We start from the raw sequence: 16,436 nt of genomic DNA on the forward strand, positions 1-16,436 counted from the left end.
GCATTGCAACGTCTCTACTTACTTACTGCGGCAATTCCCAACTTAGCCGCTATTTCGCCTTTGATGCGATTCATAATAGAAGCTTCATCTAAAGATTCTAAAATCCGGCTAACTACAACTTTTGGGCTTTCTGTCCCCCAAGATGCGCCCTTTGCTAAATAAACTTTAGCTACTTGTCCAATCCCATAAGTAGAAACCCCAGCTACCGCCGCTTGCGTTACCGCTACAGACATATAAGCGCCCAAGGTAATGCCCCCAGTAGCAGTTGTAGACAACCCCAGCAAACTTTTTAGAGAACTTAAACCTAAATTTGCTAATAGTTCACTGGCGCTAATTCCGCCCATACTCAAGGCGATTTTTTGGAGCAACGCGATCGCCCCGGTTTTTGTCATCTCAATGCCGTATAACTTAGATAAAGTCAAGATTAAAGTTACGTCAATAACTGCGCCACTAAAGAGATCAATCACTGTAACGGGGTTAAGAGAAACCGCTAATGATTTCGTCATAACTCCTCGCCAAATCAATTTATTAGCGCTAATTTCTCTAATTTCTAATTTTCGCACTACTAGGCGATCGCTAACATCATCAGCGTAAAGCATCGTATTGAGAGCAACTAAAGCTTTACCTTCTTTATGCAGGATTTCTAAAATCTTTAGCTTCATCTCCTCAATTTGCGGTACTCCCAAACTGCGCTGCACAAAACGGCTACCATCAGGACGCATAACGGCTTTAGCAACTAAAGGAGAACTCGCCGCCATGACAATTTCATCGGGCGAAAGTAATTCTTTTACTCGTTCATCGCGGATTTTATGATAGATTGCCAGGCGATCAGCTTGGGGATACTGGTCGATTTTGTTAAATACAAGCAAAATCGGCTTACCAGCATTTCGCAATTGCGATAAAGCTTCATGCTCTACTTTCGTCATATCTCCAGCAATCACAAACAAAATTAGATCGGTTTGTTGAGCGATATCTTTAGCCAGCAAAGCGCGGGTTTCGCCGTCTACTTCATCCAAACCTGGAGTGTCAATTAATTCAACTTGAGAATTACTAGCTCCAGGTAAAGTCACCTTTACGGTGCGAGAATCGCTATCGCCAATAAGTTGCTCGTCAATTTTCCAAGCGGCTTTGGCTGCGGTACGAGTCACACCATGCAAAGCCCCGGTTTCAAATACTTTTTGCCCCAATAAAGCATTGAGCAACGAAGACTTACCCCTCCCTACCATCCCAAACGCGGCAATTTGTACTACTTGGCGCTCTAAATTGTCGAGCATAGTTTCTAGTTGAGCGATTTCGGATTCTAAAGGGCGGCGCTCTTGAGGCGTTAAGTCCAGCTTATCAATCATGTCTCTTAGCGCTGTTTGGGCTAGTTTGTAATTCAACTGCGCCTGAATATCTCCAAAACTCCAAATTGCATTATCTAAATCAGCATCTATAGAAGCATCCGACACAGGAGGCTTAGATTCAGGCAAGTTGTCGCTCAAGGATCGCGCTCCTAAAAATAGGTTATCTTTTGCTTTTCGATCCTAGCGATTTAATTGGGCAAAATAGTAATAACAGCGCCAAAATTTTAGCTTCAATATCAACCGATAGTCTGAGACTTAAGGCAATGGTCGCTCATTACCCTATGTCTTTGTACTTTTGTCTAGAAAGGCGGCTTCTAGTAATAATTAATAAATTGAAAAGCAATCATTATTTATCGTGAGTAGGAAACCTTTGCCAGAAACAACTGCCTTTGTCAGGATTACCCGCCAATCTTGGCAAAAAGGCTTACTTGAAGGAGATGTTAAAGCGGGAGAATTTGAATGGCAATTTCAATGGTGTTTTCGGCGGGGAGAGTTGTCTGTAAAACCTTCCTCTGGTCGCGCTTTAATCAAAGAACCCTTGGGTCGTTTTTTAGAGCAACGGGATTATCAGCTAGAAGCTGGGGGAGACTATGACTTTACGATTCGCGCTGATTTGTAGCTTTTAAGTATCTTTCGATTAATAATATGGCAACTAAGTCATCTATCGGTCTTGGTGGCTCTCTTAGACCTTGGGGGACAAGTTTTGTTAAGCCTTGGGGCGGGTACATTTGCCAGTAGAAGTCGCGGGCTTCTAAGGTACTATTGTGTTCGTCCACCATCACAAGCGTCATAGTTGCGGGTAATACTTCTTTAAGTTGTTTTTGCCATTGTTTAGAGGTAGTGCGATCGCCCATGACGACAATAGATATAGGAAATTTTTGTAGGAGCGCCTTCATAGAGGCGATCGCCTCCAAGGCTAACACAACTTGATGGTAATGCAATTGCAAATCTTGTCCCATCACCGCCAAGCCGCACTTATCTCGACCGGGATCGAAGCCCAAAATCATAATTTTTATCCTGGTTTATAGTTTATTTTGTGCCTTCGTTGTTGCCCTACGTGCTTTTGTAAGCTTAGGAGTGAGCGCATCTCTTAATTGGTTGCCTACTAACCTTCTAGTGCCAAAAACCACTTGCCCGTCTTTAACTGCCACTAATTGCACTTGCGAAGGCCCTGCTGTATATATATCTTCGGCGGCAATAGCTTTAATTTCTACCGGCTGATTATACTGCCTGACTTGCTCAATAAAGCTAACTAGAGTTTCTAACCTACCATCGCCAATTTCAATCGCATCGCCTAATATACCTGCACGACGGGCGCGAAATTTTGTCGCACTCAGCAATAACCCTACTTTTTGGCGGATTTCTTGACCTGTAATCGAGGGATTGGTTGGAATTGCGGCCAATACGTCACCTTTAGAAAAAATTACTTCATTTACAGCGATATTGATCGCTGCTTGGACGTTTTTTTCTCCTAAAAGGTAATTTCCCGCCGAAATAACTCGCACGACATAATCTCTACCATCGTCAATTTGGGCAATTACCTTTTCAACTTGGGCTTTAGATATTTGTACAGCGAGTTCATTTTCGGGGTTTGTACCGGGCTGGGTTGATTCTATGGCGACGCGATTGGCTTCGCGCAATAGTTGCTCAATAGCTTGACGCGCGGCTTTTGGTTGCTGAATGCGAACTACACCCGTAGCCAAAACGCTACCGCTTTCTAGGGCTACATTTCCCTGGCGCAAAACTTGATAATCTTGATAATAACCTTCAAGCTTTGCGACTTCTTGTTCGAGAAATTCTCTTTGACTCTCTAATTGTTTGAGGCGAACTTCTCTACCGGCAATTACGCGATCGCGCTGTTGCAAATCGCGATCGCGATTGACTATTTCTTGATCTAGATTAGCAATCGCCTCATCGCGATCAGCAATTTGACTTCTGACTTCTGCTAACTGCTTACCGATTTGTTGGCGTTCGTTTTGAAGTTTTTGAATTTCTGCTTGTAAAGTCTTTGCTTGCTGAGAGACTGTTTGCAGTAAAGCCCTAGCATCCAGAAATCTACTGGTAATTTGACTTAGCTGGGTTTGGTTGCGGCTTAGTTGGGCTTGAGTTTGTGCCTGTTTAACTTGAGTACGGCTTAATTGGGCTTGAGTTTGAGTTTGTTTAGTAATTACCGCCTGTAACGATCTATTGGTTGCTTGCAAACGTTTTTGGGCTTGGGCTTGCCTTTTCTCTGCGGCTTTTTGTTCGGTTCTAGCTTGCTGCAAATCCTTTTCTACATTACTTTTTTGAATTTTTGTAGCTTCTAGTTCTTTAGTTGTAGATTCTACCTGCTTGCGCTTTGTTTTGAGGTCTTTTTGAATTCTCTCAAGTTGGAATACTCCCGTGCGCAAGCTTTTGTCGGCGGCAAATAGAATTCCGAGTGTTGAAGCAGCGATCGCGCTCCCAGTTACTATAGTTACTAAAACGGCAGTTTTGCGTGGACGCAGTTTAAACAAGCTTAGTCGAGCTTTGCCTACTCGCGTGCCAATGCGATCGCCTACCGTCGCGATTACACCTCCCAAAATCAAAATTGCTACAATTAGGATTATTCCGGTAGTCATTTTCCGCCGTCCACCTTTGCCCACTCAAATACAGCCTACTTCAACCGCTTAAATTTTGGTGGCTTCTTAGAATTTATGGGGAGCGGGAGAAGCTTTTTTAGGTAAATTGCTGACTCAAAGCTACTGGATTGTGGAGAGTAATCTTTTTTTTGTGAATAGAAATCATTTCGTCAGTCCGCAAATCTCCAAGGAGCCGAGTTACAGTCACGCGAGTAGAACCAATAGCTTCAGCGATCGCTTGATGAGATAACTTAAGGTCAATAGTAATTCCTTCAGAGGTGGGAATACCAAAATCTCGGCACAAAATTAGTAAAAAACTTACTAGCCTCGAACCCATATCGCGGTGCGCCAAAGTTTCAATCATCATTTCTGTTTGCAAAATCCGCGATGACAAGCCTTTAAGCATCAACATCGACAATTCTGGATTGCTTTTTAGCGATTGCTCTACTTGTTCAATGGGTGCGGAAAGTAGCTCTACAGGAGTAAAAGCCACCGCATGATAGAATCTATCCGAACGTTGTCCTGTCAGTAGCGAAAGTACGCCAAACACGCTATTTTCTCTAAGCAGTGCTACGGTAATTTCTTCTCCAGCTTCATAAACCCTAGAAAGTTTTACTGCGCCCTTGAGCAGAAAATAAACTCGTTCTGCTGGATCGCCTGGAAAAAATATCGTTTTACCCCGTTCAAACATTTCCACAACTGGGGGAAACGAGCCAGTTCCTATTTGACGAAATACCGCCGCTAACGGTCTATCTTGCATTACGATCATCTTTTTGCCTAACAAACATCCTTCGCGCGATCCAAAAAACTCCGCAGTTTTGTATCACTACACTACTTAATATGACTTTAAATGGTTTTTTTGTATTGTTGACTACATAATTTTTAAGAGAGAATTACTTTGAAAAAATAGGGGGTTGGCTAATGGGTAATTGGTAATTGGTAATTGGTAATTGGGAGGAAAGAGAGTGAGATAGGACAAGTTGCAAACGTTGGGAAGAATTATCACACTTTACAGTAACGCCAAAAATAGTTAAGAGCGATAGCGTTTTTTGTTTGATGACCAAATTCGGGTATGCTCCTAAATGGAATATTTTTAAATTAAAACTTATAGTTTATGCTCGATTTGACTGGAAAAAACGCCTTAGTAACTGGAATTGCTAACAATCGCTCGATTGCTTGGGGAATTGCCCAACAACTCCATAAAGCCGGAGCAAATATTGGGATTAGCTATTTGCCCGACGAACGCGGCAAAATGGAAAATAAAGTAGCAGAACTTGTAAAACCCCTTAATCCCAGCTTGTTTGTACCGTGTAACGTCCAAAGTGACGAGCAGATCAAAGAAATGTTTGAAGAAGTCGCTTCTAAATGGGGCAAATTAGATATCCTCATTCATTGTCTAGCTTTTGCCAACAAAGAAGACCTAACGGGCGGCTTTAGTAATACTTCAAGAGCGGGTTTTAATCAAGCCTTAGAAATTAGTACCTATTCTTTGACACAGTTAAGCGGTGCGGCGAAACCTTTAATGACTGAAGGCGGTAGTATTGTCACGCTGACCTATTTGGGAGGAGTTAGAGCAATTCCCAACTACAACGTCATGGGGGTAGCAAAAGCTGGGTTAGAAATGAGCGTGCGTTACTTAGCCGCCGAATTAGGAGAGCAAAACATTCGCGTTAATGGAATTTCCGCCGGGCCGATTAGAACTTTAGCTTCTTCCGCCGTTGGGGGAATTTTGGATATGATTCATCACGTAGAAAAAATTGCCCCCTTGCGGCGCACGGTAACGCAGCTAGAAGTCGGAAACGCGGCGGCGTTTTTGTGTAGCGATTTAGCGAGTGGCATTACCGGGCAAATTTTGTATGTAGATGCGGGCTACGAAATTATGGGAATGTAGGAATAATGTAGAGACGTTTTGATGAAACGTCTTCCTAGGAGATTGTGGCAAAACTAGCATCTTCAGTCAAGAATTGAATATATAGATAGTTTTTAAGTTAGTTTTATGCAGACAAGAAACCCCCAAATTTTATCTTCTCTAGCCAATATCCCTACCCGCACGGCTTCTATTCGTCGCACCACCAAAGAAACCGACATAGAAGTTAGTGTTAATTTAGACGGTACGGGAAAATGCAATACAGCGACCGGCGTACCTTTTTTAGACCATATGCTCAATCAAATCGCCTCGCACGGATTAATTGATTTAGACGTGCAAGCGACAGGGGATTTAGAAATAGACGATCACCATACCAATGAAGATGTTGGTATCACTTTAGGACAAGCATTAGGGAAAGCATTAGGCGATCGCCAAGGAATTGTGCGTTTTGGGAACTTTCTTGCGCCCTTGGACGAGGCTTTAATCCAAGTAGCGTTAGATTTTTCCGGAAGACCGCATTTAAGTTATGGCTTGCAGATTCCCACGCAAAGAGTAGGAACTTACGACACGCAATTAGTGAGAGAATTTTTTGTAGCGATCGTCAATCATAGTCAAATGACGTTGCATATTAGGCAACTCGACGGCATTAATTCTCACCATATTATCGAAGCAACATTTAAAGCATTTGCGCGTAGCTTGCGCCTAGCAATAGAAATAGATCCCCGACGTAACGGGGCAATTCCAAGCTCCAAAGGAGTGTTGTAACGTCTAGGCAAAGATTGATAAAGATGGTGTATCAGGTCTTGCTGGCGATCGCGCTTTCGATAATACTACTTCTAGCCGTAGGAGTAGAGGCAATAGTTCACCCCATGTTGGCGGAATTGCCAATCAAATAGAGGCGATGAAAAGAGCGATCGCAAAAAGTATGAGGTGAGTGAAATCTTTAATATCAGTCACAACACCATTAACCTATGACTCAAGCACAAAGCAAAAATAGGGGGTTTGGTCTGCTTAGGAGAAGATTAGACCTAACTTGCGGTATTAAGTTGTTAATAAACCTATTGGTTTAATCAATTTGATGGAACCATTTAACTGCACGCTCCTTCAACGGAGTTCACTTTTAGTTAGAGAAGTTTCGTCCTTTTATAAAAGCTAGACAATTATGTTTGTGCTATTTGATCCCGCGTACATTACTACAATTTATCATTACTTGTTTAGGACTACCGAAAGATGAATACGGCTCATATAATTGGACTGGGAAAGTCAGGGGTTGCCGCCGCCAGGTTGTTAAAGGGTGATGGTTGGAATGTAGTTATAAGCGATCGCGCTGTTAATGAAACTCTCCAAAAACAGCAAGCAGAATTAGCCACCGAAGGAATCACAGTTAAGCTGAATTACTCCCTAAGTTTAGAGGATGGCGACTTACCAAAAATCATTGTTGTGAGTCCTGGCGTGCCTTGGGATGCGCCTATTTTGATTGAAGCACGCGAAAGAGCCATTGAAACCATTGGCGAGATGGAACTTGCCTGGCGGGTTTTAAATGCCTCTGTTTGGGTGGGAATTACGGGTACAAATGGTAAAACCACAACTACCGCACTAATCGCCGCTATATTTCAAGCGGCGGGTTTTAATGCTCCTGCTTGCGGAAATATTGGTTATGCGGCTTGCGAATTGGCGCTAGAAGCAAGAAATAATGGTACTACTCCCGATTGGGTAATAGCAGAATTTAGTAGCTATCAAATCGAATCATCGGCAAGTATTGCGCCAAAAATCGGCGTTTGGACAACTTTTACACCCGATCATCTTAGCCGCCACAAAACGTTAGAAAACTATTTTGAGATAAAAGCTCATTTACTTAAGCAATCGGAAAACCAAATTTTTAATGGGGATGACGAGTATTTAAGCAATTTAGGGGCTAGTTTTGGGCATTCTTCAGCGTGTTGGACGAGCATTAGAGGTAAAAAGTATGTAATTGGAAATCAAGAGTTTGGCGCTTATATAGAGGCTGGCTGGGTAGTATCTGGCGGCGAACAAATTGTTGAAGTATCGGCTTTGCGGATGGGAGGAAAACATAACTGGCAAAACCTGTTGATGGCTGTAGCGGCGGCGAAATTGGCGGGAATTGATAATAATGCGATCGCATTAGCTATAGCTAATTTTCCTGGAGTTCCCCATCGCTTAGAACCTATCTGTACTTGGCAAGGTATAGACTTTATTAACGACAGCAAAGCCACTAATTACGATGCGGCAGAAGTTGGATTATCTGCTATTGATGGTAAAGCTATTTTAATTGCTGGTGGCGAAGCTAAAGCAGGTGATGACGATAAATGGATTGCAGCAATTAAAGCTAAGGCGGCGGCGGTGTTATTAATTGGGAATGCAGCAACACAATTCGCTGAACGTTTGCAGCAAGAGGGTTACACTCATTGTCAAATTGTCGAAACAATGGATAAAGCAGTAACTAAAGCAGCAGAGTTAGCACCACAACATAACGCTAACGTAGTTTTACTATCTCCTGCTTGTGCAAGTTTCGACCAATACCAAAACTTCGAGCAACGCGGCGATGATTTTCGTCAACTATGTTTGGCGCTTTAAGAGGATTTGTAAGGGGCGCAAAGCATTGCGTCCCTATGATTTCGGGATTAACTTACCAATAATCTATGAATCGCATTAACCACAACTTGCGCCGCACCTGTAAAAAAAGAGCGATCAATATTTGCTACGGTGTCGCTTAGTTGATGGTAATGAGGCGATCGCAAATTTGCCGTATCTGTAACCAAAACCGCGCCAATTCCTTGATACCAAAAGGGTGCGTGATCGCTGCGTAAAACATCTGGTGTAAATAAACCTTTAAGCGGAATCGGTAAAGTAATTACAGGTAGTTTGGTGCTGGTAAAAGCCTTTAATAGTTGCAAGTGTTCCGCATCGCCGACTACTGCTAAAAAATCACCGCGATCGCGTTGTACAATTGCTGGCAATCCTGGCGGGTACTTCTGACAATTGGGAGTATAGCAACCAAACCCAATCATATCCATAACTACAACACCGTTTAGGTTAGCTAAATTTGCAATATTTGCCGTAAATGCCAAACTTCCACGCAAACCGATTTCTTCGGAGTCAAAGAAAACTAACTTTAAAGTTTGGGGTGTAGAGAGATTATTAAAAATTCGGGCAATTTCGAGTAAAGTTGCAACCCCAGTTGCATTATCATCCGCACCAGGAGAACCGGGGACAGTATCGTAATGAGCAGCAACAATAATTGTGCCAGCATTAGGGATTTTTCCCGAACGTTCGGCAACAATATTTATTCCATCGACAAAACTTTGTAAGTTCGGCGACCAACCGAGGTTTTTTAGCGAGGTAGTAATATAGTTACGGGCAACTTGGCGGTTTTGATTAGTAGAGCGATCGCCCTGTAAATTTTCTAGGTGAGTAAATAAGCGAGTTTTAGATACTTGTGGGGTAGAAAGTACAGGGGGTGTAACTACTTCTTGCTTAATCTCAATCGGTGCAGTTATAGGTTTAGGAGCAACAAAGAACTTACTACTAACTAAACCCATACCTAGAAGTAGTAAGAGTAAAAAGAGGATTAGTTTACTCATGAATAGTGCGATCGCACTTTTTCTAGCATAACAACTAGAATTCAATCCCCGGTTGAGCTTTTACCCCTTGTTCCCGGAATGGATGCTTAATCAGCGTCATTTCTGTAACTAAGTCGGCGCGTTCAATTAGCGCCGCCGGAGCGCCTCTCCCAGTTAGGATTAAGTGACTATCTCCAGGCTTTTCCTCTAAACCCGCTAAAACTTCCTCCACTTGCAAATAGCCCAGTTTTAGCGCCACATTTACCTCATCTAGCAGCACCAATTTATAGTCAGGATTGCGGATAAAAGTTAAAGCCGTTTGCCAAGCTTCCCCAGCTTTTTCAATATCGCGGTTTCTGTCTTGAGTTTCCCAAGTAAAGCCTTCACCCATAGCGTGAAACTCTAATTGTTCAGTCCACATAGCAAATACAGCTTTTTCCGCCGGCTCCCAAGCGCCCTTAATAAACTGGACGATCGCTACTTTATAACCATGGCCCAAACTCCGCAACACCATTCCTAAAGCGGCGGTAGTTTTACCCTTACCATTGCCTGTATTGACAATAATTAAACCTTTTTCTTGGGAAGCTTTGGCTACGCGCTCTTGTTGTACTTCTTTGCGCCTCTGCATCTTGCTTTGATATTGTTCTTCAGTCAGCGTTAAGGAGTTCGATCCCGCTACATCTTCTAGAGAATTAGTTTGCATCAGTTTTTGGCAAGTATTACTACCAAAATTGTAATTTGAAACTGTAGGGGCGCAATGCATTGCGCTCCTACAACGTTATATATTATTGGTGAAGGCGATCGCGTGTGTGGGATGAAAAGATGATAACCGTTATTCAAAAGGACATCACAACCTTAAAAATAGATGCCATAGTCAACGCCGCCAACAACTTTTTACTAGGCGGTGGTGGTGTTGATGGTGCTATTCATCGCGCCGCCGGAGCAGAACTATTGCAAGAATGTCGTAAGTTAAAAGGCTGCGCTACGGGTGACGCTAAAATTACCAAAGGCTACAAACTTCCTGCTAAATGGGTAATTCATACCGTTGGGCCCGTTTGGACTGGTGGCAAAAAAGGCGAAGCGGAAAGTTTGGGGTGTGGCTCTGCCTCGCCCAAAGCTTTTCAAGAAGATGATTTATTAGCTAGTTGTTATCGCCGCAGTTTAGAACTAACCAAAGAGTATCAAATTAAGGAAGTCGCATTTCCGGCAATTAGCACGGGTGTATATAAGTTTCCAGTAAAAAGAGCCGCAAATATTGCTGTTACCGAAATTCAAACATTTTTAGCCGCTAATAACCATCTAGAACGAGTAATTTTAGTGTGCTTTAGCAAAGATTCTTACGATTGTTACCTAGAAGCCGTGAAAAACCTTGCCGAAAATGGCTAAATTTAGATCGACGCATCTAAATAGAGAACTAAAATAATGTCAAAACTGGCTAGTAACAAAATCTCTCCTACTCCCATGCAGCCAGAAATTGGCGTAGTAGATTTGATTGATAATTATTTCACCGCTTACAATTCCGCACGTCTACGGGAAATTTGCCACCTGTTAAGTAAACAAGTCTTACAACCAGGCGTTACTGTAGGAGTTAGCTTATCAGGGGCTATGACTCCGGCGGGTTATGGGGTTTCGGTGCTTGCGCCGCTTATCCGCAATGGCTTTATTGACTGGATGATTAGCACGGGTGCAAATTTGTACCACGATATGCACTACGGCTTAGGTTTTGACCTTTTTAGCGGCAATCCCTTTGTTGATGATGTCAAGTTGCGCCAAGAAGGTACAATTCGGATTTATGACATCATGTTTGGCTACGATGTATTGCTAGAAACCGATGCTTTTATTCGGAAAATTCTGCAAGCAGAGCCATTTCAAAAACGTATGGGAAGCGCAGAGTTTCACCATTTATTAGGTAAATATGTGCGGGAAGTAGAAAAGCAAATTGGTGTAAAACATTCTTGCTTGCTTGCTACAGCTTACGAATGCGGCGTACCGATTTACACTTCCTCCCCCGGCGATAGTTCTATTGGAATGAACGTTGCAGCTTTAGCATTAGAAGGCTCAAAATTAATAATTGACCCCTCAATGGATGTAAACGAAACTGCCGCGATCGCCTATGATGCCCGTAATTCTGGTATACCGGATGTAGAAGGGAAAAGCGCCGCTATAATTATCGGTGGTGGTAGCCCAAAAAACTTTTTATTGCAGACTCAGCCGCAGTTGCACGAAGTTCTAGGCTTAGAAGAACGAGGACACGACTATTTCATTCAATTTACCGATGCACGTCCCGACACGGGCGGCTTATCGGGGGCTACACCATCGGAGGCGGTAAGCTGGGGCAAAATTGATCCCGAAGAATTGCCCAATACCATTGTTTGTTATACCGATAGCACGATCGCATTGCCTTTACTAACTGCCTACGTTTTGCAAAAGTGTCAGCCACGTCCATTAAAGAAATTGTACGACCGACGAGACGCGATGTTAGAAAAGTTGCGTACAGATTACTTAGCAGCCAAAACTCAGCCTATAGAGGAGATTCCGGCGGCAGTATCTTCCGAGCAATCTGCAACTACTTATCCTTGTGGTAGGCTAATTCCTCATAGTTCCTAGCAATTATCTATAATCCTCTTGCTGTTATAACTCCAAGGGGATTAAAGCTGTGTTTTAATTTGACTAGCGGCGACAATCTGCTCTGTTGTGAGTGCTAGTTGAGGAAAAGTTGGGGAAATTAGGCGATCGCTACCTTTAAACAATCGTTTTTGATACTCATCTTCGTTTAACGTGCAGATAGTAATAGTTGGCTGTTTGGGTTTGCCAATGTATTCTCTACCACCAATGCCTAAACAATCTACAATCCAGTATTCCGGAACACCTAATAGGGCATAGTCTTCAACTTTACGGGCGTAATCATTTTGCCAATTGATGCTGACAACCTCAACAATAAGTTGAATAGAAGCCCCAAGGGTGATTACTGGTTCTTTTTGCCACAACGATTCGTTTACAAGTTGAGTTTGATTTAATACAATTAGGTCGGGGCGAAATGCTGTCACGGTTCCTAGTAGTTTGATTAGGCAACGATAGGGAATAAAGTAGGGAGCATCAAGCTTATCAATTTCTACATTTAGTTTCCGCCCAACAAAGGCTGCAAACTGTTCGTGAGTTCCCGTCGGTTCCATATCAATTAATTCTCCATCGACTAACTCATAACGGTTGTCGTCGCCATATTCTGCAACGAAATTGTCAACAGTGATTAGTTTTTGTGGCGATTGGGCTATCATGGCTACTCTGAAATATAGTGGTAAGTTTCTATAGCAATCCTATTTGATTCGTAAAAATTACCCGTAGGGGCGCAATGCTTTGCGCCCCTACAACCTTCATAATTGATTTATGATTGCTATATTTTATTTTTGGCGATCGCGTCTAAAATTTGAATTTCTCTAACTGTTTTATTGTAGTTTCTACAGGTGAATTGGGCATGATTGGCAACGCCCAAGGGACTACTATGTCTATAAAAGCACTATTTCTGATTAACGAAACAATAATAGCGATCGCGGTAGGGGCGCAATACATTGCGCCCCTACAACCTTCACAATTGATTAGCGAAGCAACCTAAGACAATGCCAATATGATTTTTCTCGTAGCTTTTTTAGCTTTCTATGTAGCCTGGAATCTTGGCGCGAACGATGTTGCAAACTCTATGGGGACATCGGTAGGTTCTAAAGCTGTTACTTTGCGCCAAGCTTTGGTAATTGCTGGAGTTTTAGAGTTTACCGGAGCGGTATTATTTGGACAAGAAGTATCGCAAACTTTAGCTACCGAAATTGTTAACCCGGCTTTATTTACTGATGCACCGCAAGTATTATTAATTGGGATGGCTTCAGTTTTAATTGCTTGTGGAGTATGGCTACAAATTGCTACCAGTCGCGGCTTACCTGTAGCATCATCTCATGCGGTGGTAGGTGCGATCGCGGGTTTTAGTGCTTGTGCGGTAGGAATAAATGCGATCGCTTGGTCATCTATTGGTTTAATTACTATAGGTTGGATAGTTACACCAATACTTAGCGGGTTAATTGCAGTTTTACTTTACAGCACGATTAAACATTGGATTTTAGATAAAACCAACAAAGTACAGCAATTAGATGAGTGGATTCCTTGGCTAAGTGTTGCTTTAGTTGGCGTATTTGGGATAATTGTTTTACCACCGATTACCAACACGCCATTAATTGCTAATTTACCCATTCCTCGCCAGGATGTTGCTCTAGCAATTGGGGGATTGGCGGCTATAAGTATTACTTTTAATGCTTGGCGACAGTTAGCCGCCGATAAAAATGTAGATGATAGCGTTGTTATTGAGCGCCAATTAGCCAAATTTCAACTCTTGAGTGCTTGCTTTGTCGCCTTTGCTCACGGTTCTAACGATGTGGGAAATGCGATCGCACCTCTAGCCGTAATTGCCTATATTAACAATACTGGTAGCGTTCCCCAAGGAGTCTTAAATATACCTTTGTGGATTTTAATTCTAGGCGGTGCGGGTATCGTAGCGGGTTTAGCAGTTTGGGGGAAAAAAGTCATTGCCACCATTGGCGAAAGTATTATTACCTTGCAACCTAGCGGTGGTTTTTGTGCAGAATTGGCGACAGCAACCACAATTTTGCTGGCTTCTCGCTTGGGTTTACCTGTTTCTACTTCCCATGCTTTAGTTGGCGGCGTTGTGGGAATTGGACTTGTGCAAAACTATAAGTCAATTCAATTTTCAACGTTGAAAAATATTGCTTTAGCTTGGGTTGTTACCATCCCCATTAGCGCCGCCTTAAGTGCAGGTTTGTTTAGCTTGGCAAGGTTATTGTTTTTTTAGTATCAACAGGAAATGTGCGATCGCGCATTTAATGATTCAATGGTTGGCATACCTCCAGCTTTAATCCAAGCAATTTGTCCAATGCGCCGATTACGGGCGTATTCGCGGATAATGTGGCTGTTTCTGCCTTCTAACTCCATTTCTACTTGCACTTGATGACTAGAACTTCTCAATTTCTGAGCGTAAGCAAAAGCGTCGGCGTAAGCATTGGGGTTTTCGGGAACTACTAACCAATTACTCGCCGGGGTAAACTTGGGTAATTGACTGCTACCGAGTAAAACTTGCTGCAATTCCTCAATATTGAGCGCAAAGCCAATTCCTGGGGATGACTCGCCTTGAGGATGATAAAGCCCTAAAAGCCGATCGTAGCGTCCCCCTTGCCCTAGTATATGAGTTTGGTTGCGATCGCTAACTACTTCAAAAACTATCCCTGTGTAATAGTCCAAAGTCTGCACCAAACTTAAGTCTAAAATCAAGGGAAATTGACTATTAACGCCCGGATAACATTCGTCTAGCAAAGCTATTAAAGATTTTAGATGATGTACTGCTTCTATTTGCGACTCATCCAAGTCTAAACTTGCAACTTGTTGTAAAACATCGGCGGGATTCCCGCGCAAGTCTAGTAATAATAGGCTTCGGGCTTTTAGTTCATCACTCAAAGGTAGGTTTTCTAAAGTTACTCTATCCAAAGATGCGATCGCTTTTCTAACAGTATCTTGCAATTGGGGAGGAAAAGGAGACAGTAAACTCCGAGCAATCCCCGCTTCTCCTAAAATCAATCGCCAATTTGTTAATCCTAGTTCCTGCAAGCACTCCGCCACAAGCAGCAGTATTTCCGCATCCGCAAATCCACCCCCACCGCCTAACAACTCTACTCCAGCTTGATAAAACTCTTGCTGACGATTGTAGGAACTGCCTTTAGTGCGACGAAATACGTTAGCCGTATAATACAACCTTTGCGGATAAGTTACGCCCGCCATGCGCGTTACGGCGGCTCTCGCAATGGAAGCTGTAAGTTCGGGACGCAAACCTAATTCTTCCTCCTCTGCGCCTTGCAACTGAATTACTGAGCGTCGCTCAATCGCTCCTCCCGCCATCAGTGTATCTAATCGCTCTAAAGTTGAAGTAATAATTTGGTGATAGCCATAGCGTTGAAATACTTGCTGCAATCGCTCTTCAATCCAGTGTTTTTGAGCAACATCTAGCGGTAATAAGTCCCTTGCGCCTGTGGGTGGTTGATAAATCATTTGTTTTTCTTCCCACCAAACAAACCGCCAAACAAACCACCTTTTGGTTTATCAGCGCCTGCTCCTGTCGTTTTCGCTGGATGGGTTTGTCCTTCTATTTTTGGTACAGCTTCTGCTAATACTTGCTTGCTTCTTAATGCCATTGGTTCATTTGGATTTAGTTGTAAAGCTTTATTAATGTGAACCCTAGCCATTGTTAATTGATTTTGCTTTAAATAAACTATTCCCATTAAACTATGAGCAATAGTATTATTAGGTTCTAATTTTAGAGCATCTTGCAACTCTACTCTGGCGTGAGCAAAGTTATTTTTTTCCATCAATTTTTGAGCGCGGCGTAGGTATTGTTCCACCAGAGTTTCAGGAGCTGGCGCGTCTGGTGGAGGCGGCGTTTGCTTGCTGTCCTCTAGGGCTTTTGACACATTACTTGGAAACGATTGCGATGTAGACGTAAATGCTCTATCTGCTTGACGCATTAAATAGACTAAATTTAGTTCGCTAATTTGAGCAATAATTTCTAAAACTCGATCTAAGTCTTCGTATTGATTGAGAGCAAGTTTGTGTAGTGCCGTTTTATAAGTATGTTCGATGTTATTTGTTTTAGCTAATTCCTGGGATGCTTCGTGCTGAAACTGCGGGTTTTGTTCTTGTCTTACTCGTTTACTAATATCTTTTAATAGCACAGTATACTCAGCCCGCGATCGCTCGGTAGTGAATTTTTCGTAAGCTGGATTAACAATCTTAGAAAATAAGTCATTAGCTTTTTGTCTTGCCACTTCTCCCTTAGCCGCCGTGCTATCAGGGTGCAGGCGGCGAGCAATTTTTAGGTATTGTTGGCGAATATCCTTAAAATCTGCATCAATAGGTATACCTAAGACTGCATGGCAATCTGTAAAATCAAATTTGAATAGTCCAATATCAATATATAAAGACATAAAACGCTGTT

Annotated in this window: 17 protein-coding genes; 8 read left to right on the plus strand and 9 right to left on the minus strand. The window is 42.6% G+C overall.

Translation table 11 applies throughout. From position 1 onward, the window contains the following. Nucleotides 1-14: 14 nt before the first annotated feature. Nucleotides 15-1,484 (minus strand): GTP-binding protein, encoded by a 1,470-nt coding sequence (locus SYN7509_RS0206855; protein ID WP_009634417.1) that lies wholly within the window; start codon nucleotides 1,482-1,484, stop codon nucleotides 15-17. A 232-nt stretch (nucleotides 1,485-1,716) separates the two neighbouring features. Between SYN7509_RS0206855 and SYN7509_RS0206860 the strand changes: the two genes are divergently transcribed. Next, complete coding sequence (locus SYN7509_RS0206860; RefSeq protein ID WP_227501481.1) at nucleotides 1,717-1,965, plus strand: DUF3146 family protein; 249 nt, start codon at nucleotides 1,717-1,719, stop codon at nucleotides 1,963-1,965. Here the strand turns inward: SYN7509_RS0206860 and SYN7509_RS0206865 are convergent. From SYN7509_RS0206865 to ntcA, 3 genes are all read right to left on the minus strand, one after another. Next, the gene (locus tag SYN7509_RS0206865) at nucleotides 1,943-2,353 is read right to left on the minus strand and encodes a pre-16S rRNA-processing nuclease YqgF (RefSeq protein WP_009634415.1); all 411 of its coding nucleotides are present in this window, start codon (nucleotides 2,351-2,353) and stop codon (nucleotides 1,943-1,945) included. The genes SYN7509_RS0206860 and SYN7509_RS0206865 overlap by 23 nt on opposite strands. Before the next feature lie 15 nt (nucleotides 2,354-2,368). Continuing rightward, nucleotides 2,369-3,946 carry a DUF3084 domain-containing protein gene (locus SYN7509_RS0206870; protein WP_009634414.1) on the minus strand — a complete coding sequence of 526 codons (1,578 nt, stop codon included), beginning with the start codon at nucleotides 3,944-3,946 and terminating at the stop codon, nucleotides 2,369-2,371. Nucleotides 3,947-4,043: 97 nt separating this feature from the next. Continuing rightward, entirely contained in the window at nucleotides 4,044-4,715 is a 672-nt protein-coding gene (gene ntcA / locus SYN7509_RS0206875; protein WP_009634413.1) for a global nitrogen regulator NtcA, read from the minus strand. Nucleotides 4,716-5,060: 345 nt separating this feature from the next. Here ntcA and fabI point away from each other — a divergent pair, with 345 nt between their 5' ends. From fabI to murD, 3 genes are all read left to right on the plus strand, one after another. Further along, nucleotides 5,061-5,837: an enoyl-ACP reductase FabI gene (fabI, locus tag SYN7509_RS0206880; protein WP_009634412.1), complete on the plus strand. Its 777-nt coding sequence runs from the start codon at nucleotides 5,061-5,063 to the stop codon at nucleotides 5,835-5,837. Between the two features lie 105 nt (nucleotides 5,838-5,942). Further along, nucleotides 5,943-6,578, plus strand: coding sequence for an imidazoleglycerol-phosphate dehydratase HisB (gene hisB, locus SYN7509_RS0206885; protein WP_009634411.1), 636 nt, complete (start codon nucleotides 5,943-5,945; stop codon nucleotides 6,576-6,578). Nucleotides 6,579-7,043: 465 nt separating this feature from the next. Next, nucleotides 7,044-8,408, plus strand: coding sequence for a UDP-N-acetylmuramoyl-L-alanine--D-glutamate ligase (gene murD, locus SYN7509_RS0206895; RefSeq protein WP_009634410.1), 1,365 nt, complete (start codon nucleotides 7,044-7,046; stop codon nucleotides 8,406-8,408). Between the two features lie 47 nt (nucleotides 8,409-8,455). On the opposite strand, the gene SYN7509_RS0206900 is transcribed toward murD, so the two are convergent. Both SYN7509_RS0206900 and cobO read right to left on the minus strand, forming a co-directional pair. Further along, a complete protein-coding gene (locus SYN7509_RS0206900) occupies nucleotides 8,456-9,415 on the minus strand; it encodes a M20/M25/M40 family metallo-hydrolase (RefSeq protein WP_009634409.1) in 960 nt (319 codons plus the stop codon). A 34-nt stretch (nucleotides 9,416-9,449) separates the two neighbouring features. Beyond that, complete coding sequence (gene cobO, locus SYN7509_RS0206905) at nucleotides 9,450-10,097, minus strand: cob(I)yrinic acid a,c-diamide adenosyltransferase (RefSeq protein ID WP_028954156.1); 648 nt, start codon at nucleotides 10,095-10,097, stop codon at nucleotides 9,450-9,452. 119 nt (nucleotides 10,098-10,216) lie between these two features. On the opposite strand from cobO, the gene SYN7509_RS0206910 reads away from it, so the two are divergent. Further along, on the plus strand, nucleotides 10,217-10,780 hold the full coding sequence (locus tag SYN7509_RS0206910; protein WP_009634407.1) for an O-acetyl-ADP-ribose deacetylase: 564 nt from the start codon (nucleotides 10,217-10,219) through the stop codon (nucleotides 10,778-10,780). 36 nt (nucleotides 10,781-10,816) lie between these two features. Beyond that, nucleotides 10,817-12,001: a homospermidine biosynthesis protein gene (locus SYN7509_RS0206915; protein WP_009634406.1), complete on the plus strand. Its 1,185-nt coding sequence runs from the start codon at nucleotides 10,817-10,819 to the stop codon at nucleotides 11,999-12,001. Between the two features lie 41 nt (nucleotides 12,002-12,042). On the opposite strand, the gene SYN7509_RS0206920 is transcribed toward SYN7509_RS0206915, so the two are convergent. After that, nucleotides 12,043-12,669: a Uma2 family endonuclease gene (locus SYN7509_RS0206920; RefSeq protein WP_009634405.1), complete on the minus strand. Its 627-nt coding sequence runs from the start codon at nucleotides 12,667-12,669 to the stop codon at nucleotides 12,043-12,045. 149 nt (nucleotides 12,670-12,818) lie between these two features. On the opposite strand from SYN7509_RS0206920, the gene SYN7509_RS29605 reads away from it, so the two are divergent. Together SYN7509_RS29605 and SYN7509_RS0206930 are read left to right on the plus strand one after the other, a co-directional pair. Continuing rightward, nucleotides 12,819-13,004: a hypothetical protein gene (locus SYN7509_RS29605; RefSeq protein ID WP_148297950.1), complete on the plus strand. Its 186-nt coding sequence runs from the start codon at nucleotides 12,819-12,821 to the stop codon at nucleotides 13,002-13,004. Nucleotides 13,005-13,016: 12 nt separating this feature from the next. Further along, nucleotides 13,017-14,246 (plus strand): inorganic phosphate transporter, encoded by a 1,230-nt coding sequence (locus tag SYN7509_RS0206930; RefSeq protein WP_009634403.1) that lies wholly within the window; start codon nucleotides 13,017-13,019, stop codon nucleotides 14,244-14,246. Between the two features lie 2 nt (nucleotides 14,247-14,248). Here the strand turns inward: SYN7509_RS0206930 and SYN7509_RS0206935 are convergent, their stop codons facing one another. Both SYN7509_RS0206935 and SYN7509_RS0206940 read right to left on the minus strand, forming a co-directional pair. Beyond that, entirely contained in the window at nucleotides 14,249-15,493 is a 1,245-nt protein-coding gene (locus SYN7509_RS0206935; protein ID WP_009634402.1) for an ATP phosphoribosyltransferase regulatory subunit, read from the minus strand. Next, nucleotides 15,490-16,425 carry a J domain-containing protein gene (locus tag SYN7509_RS0206940; protein WP_009634401.1) on the minus strand — a complete coding sequence of 312 codons (936 nt, stop codon included), beginning with the start codon at nucleotides 16,423-16,425 and terminating at the stop codon, nucleotides 15,490-15,492. Before SYN7509_RS0206940 ends, SYN7509_RS0206935 begins: the two co-directional genes overlap by 4 nt. Nucleotides 16,426-16,436 lie beyond the last annotated feature (11 nt).

Origin of the sequence: Synechocystis sp. PCC 7509 (assembly GCF_000332075.2) — a bacterium.
In the GTDB taxonomy this organism is placed as follows: domain Bacteria; phylum Cyanobacteriota; class Cyanobacteriia; order Cyanobacteriales; family Chroococcidiopsidaceae; genus Aliterella.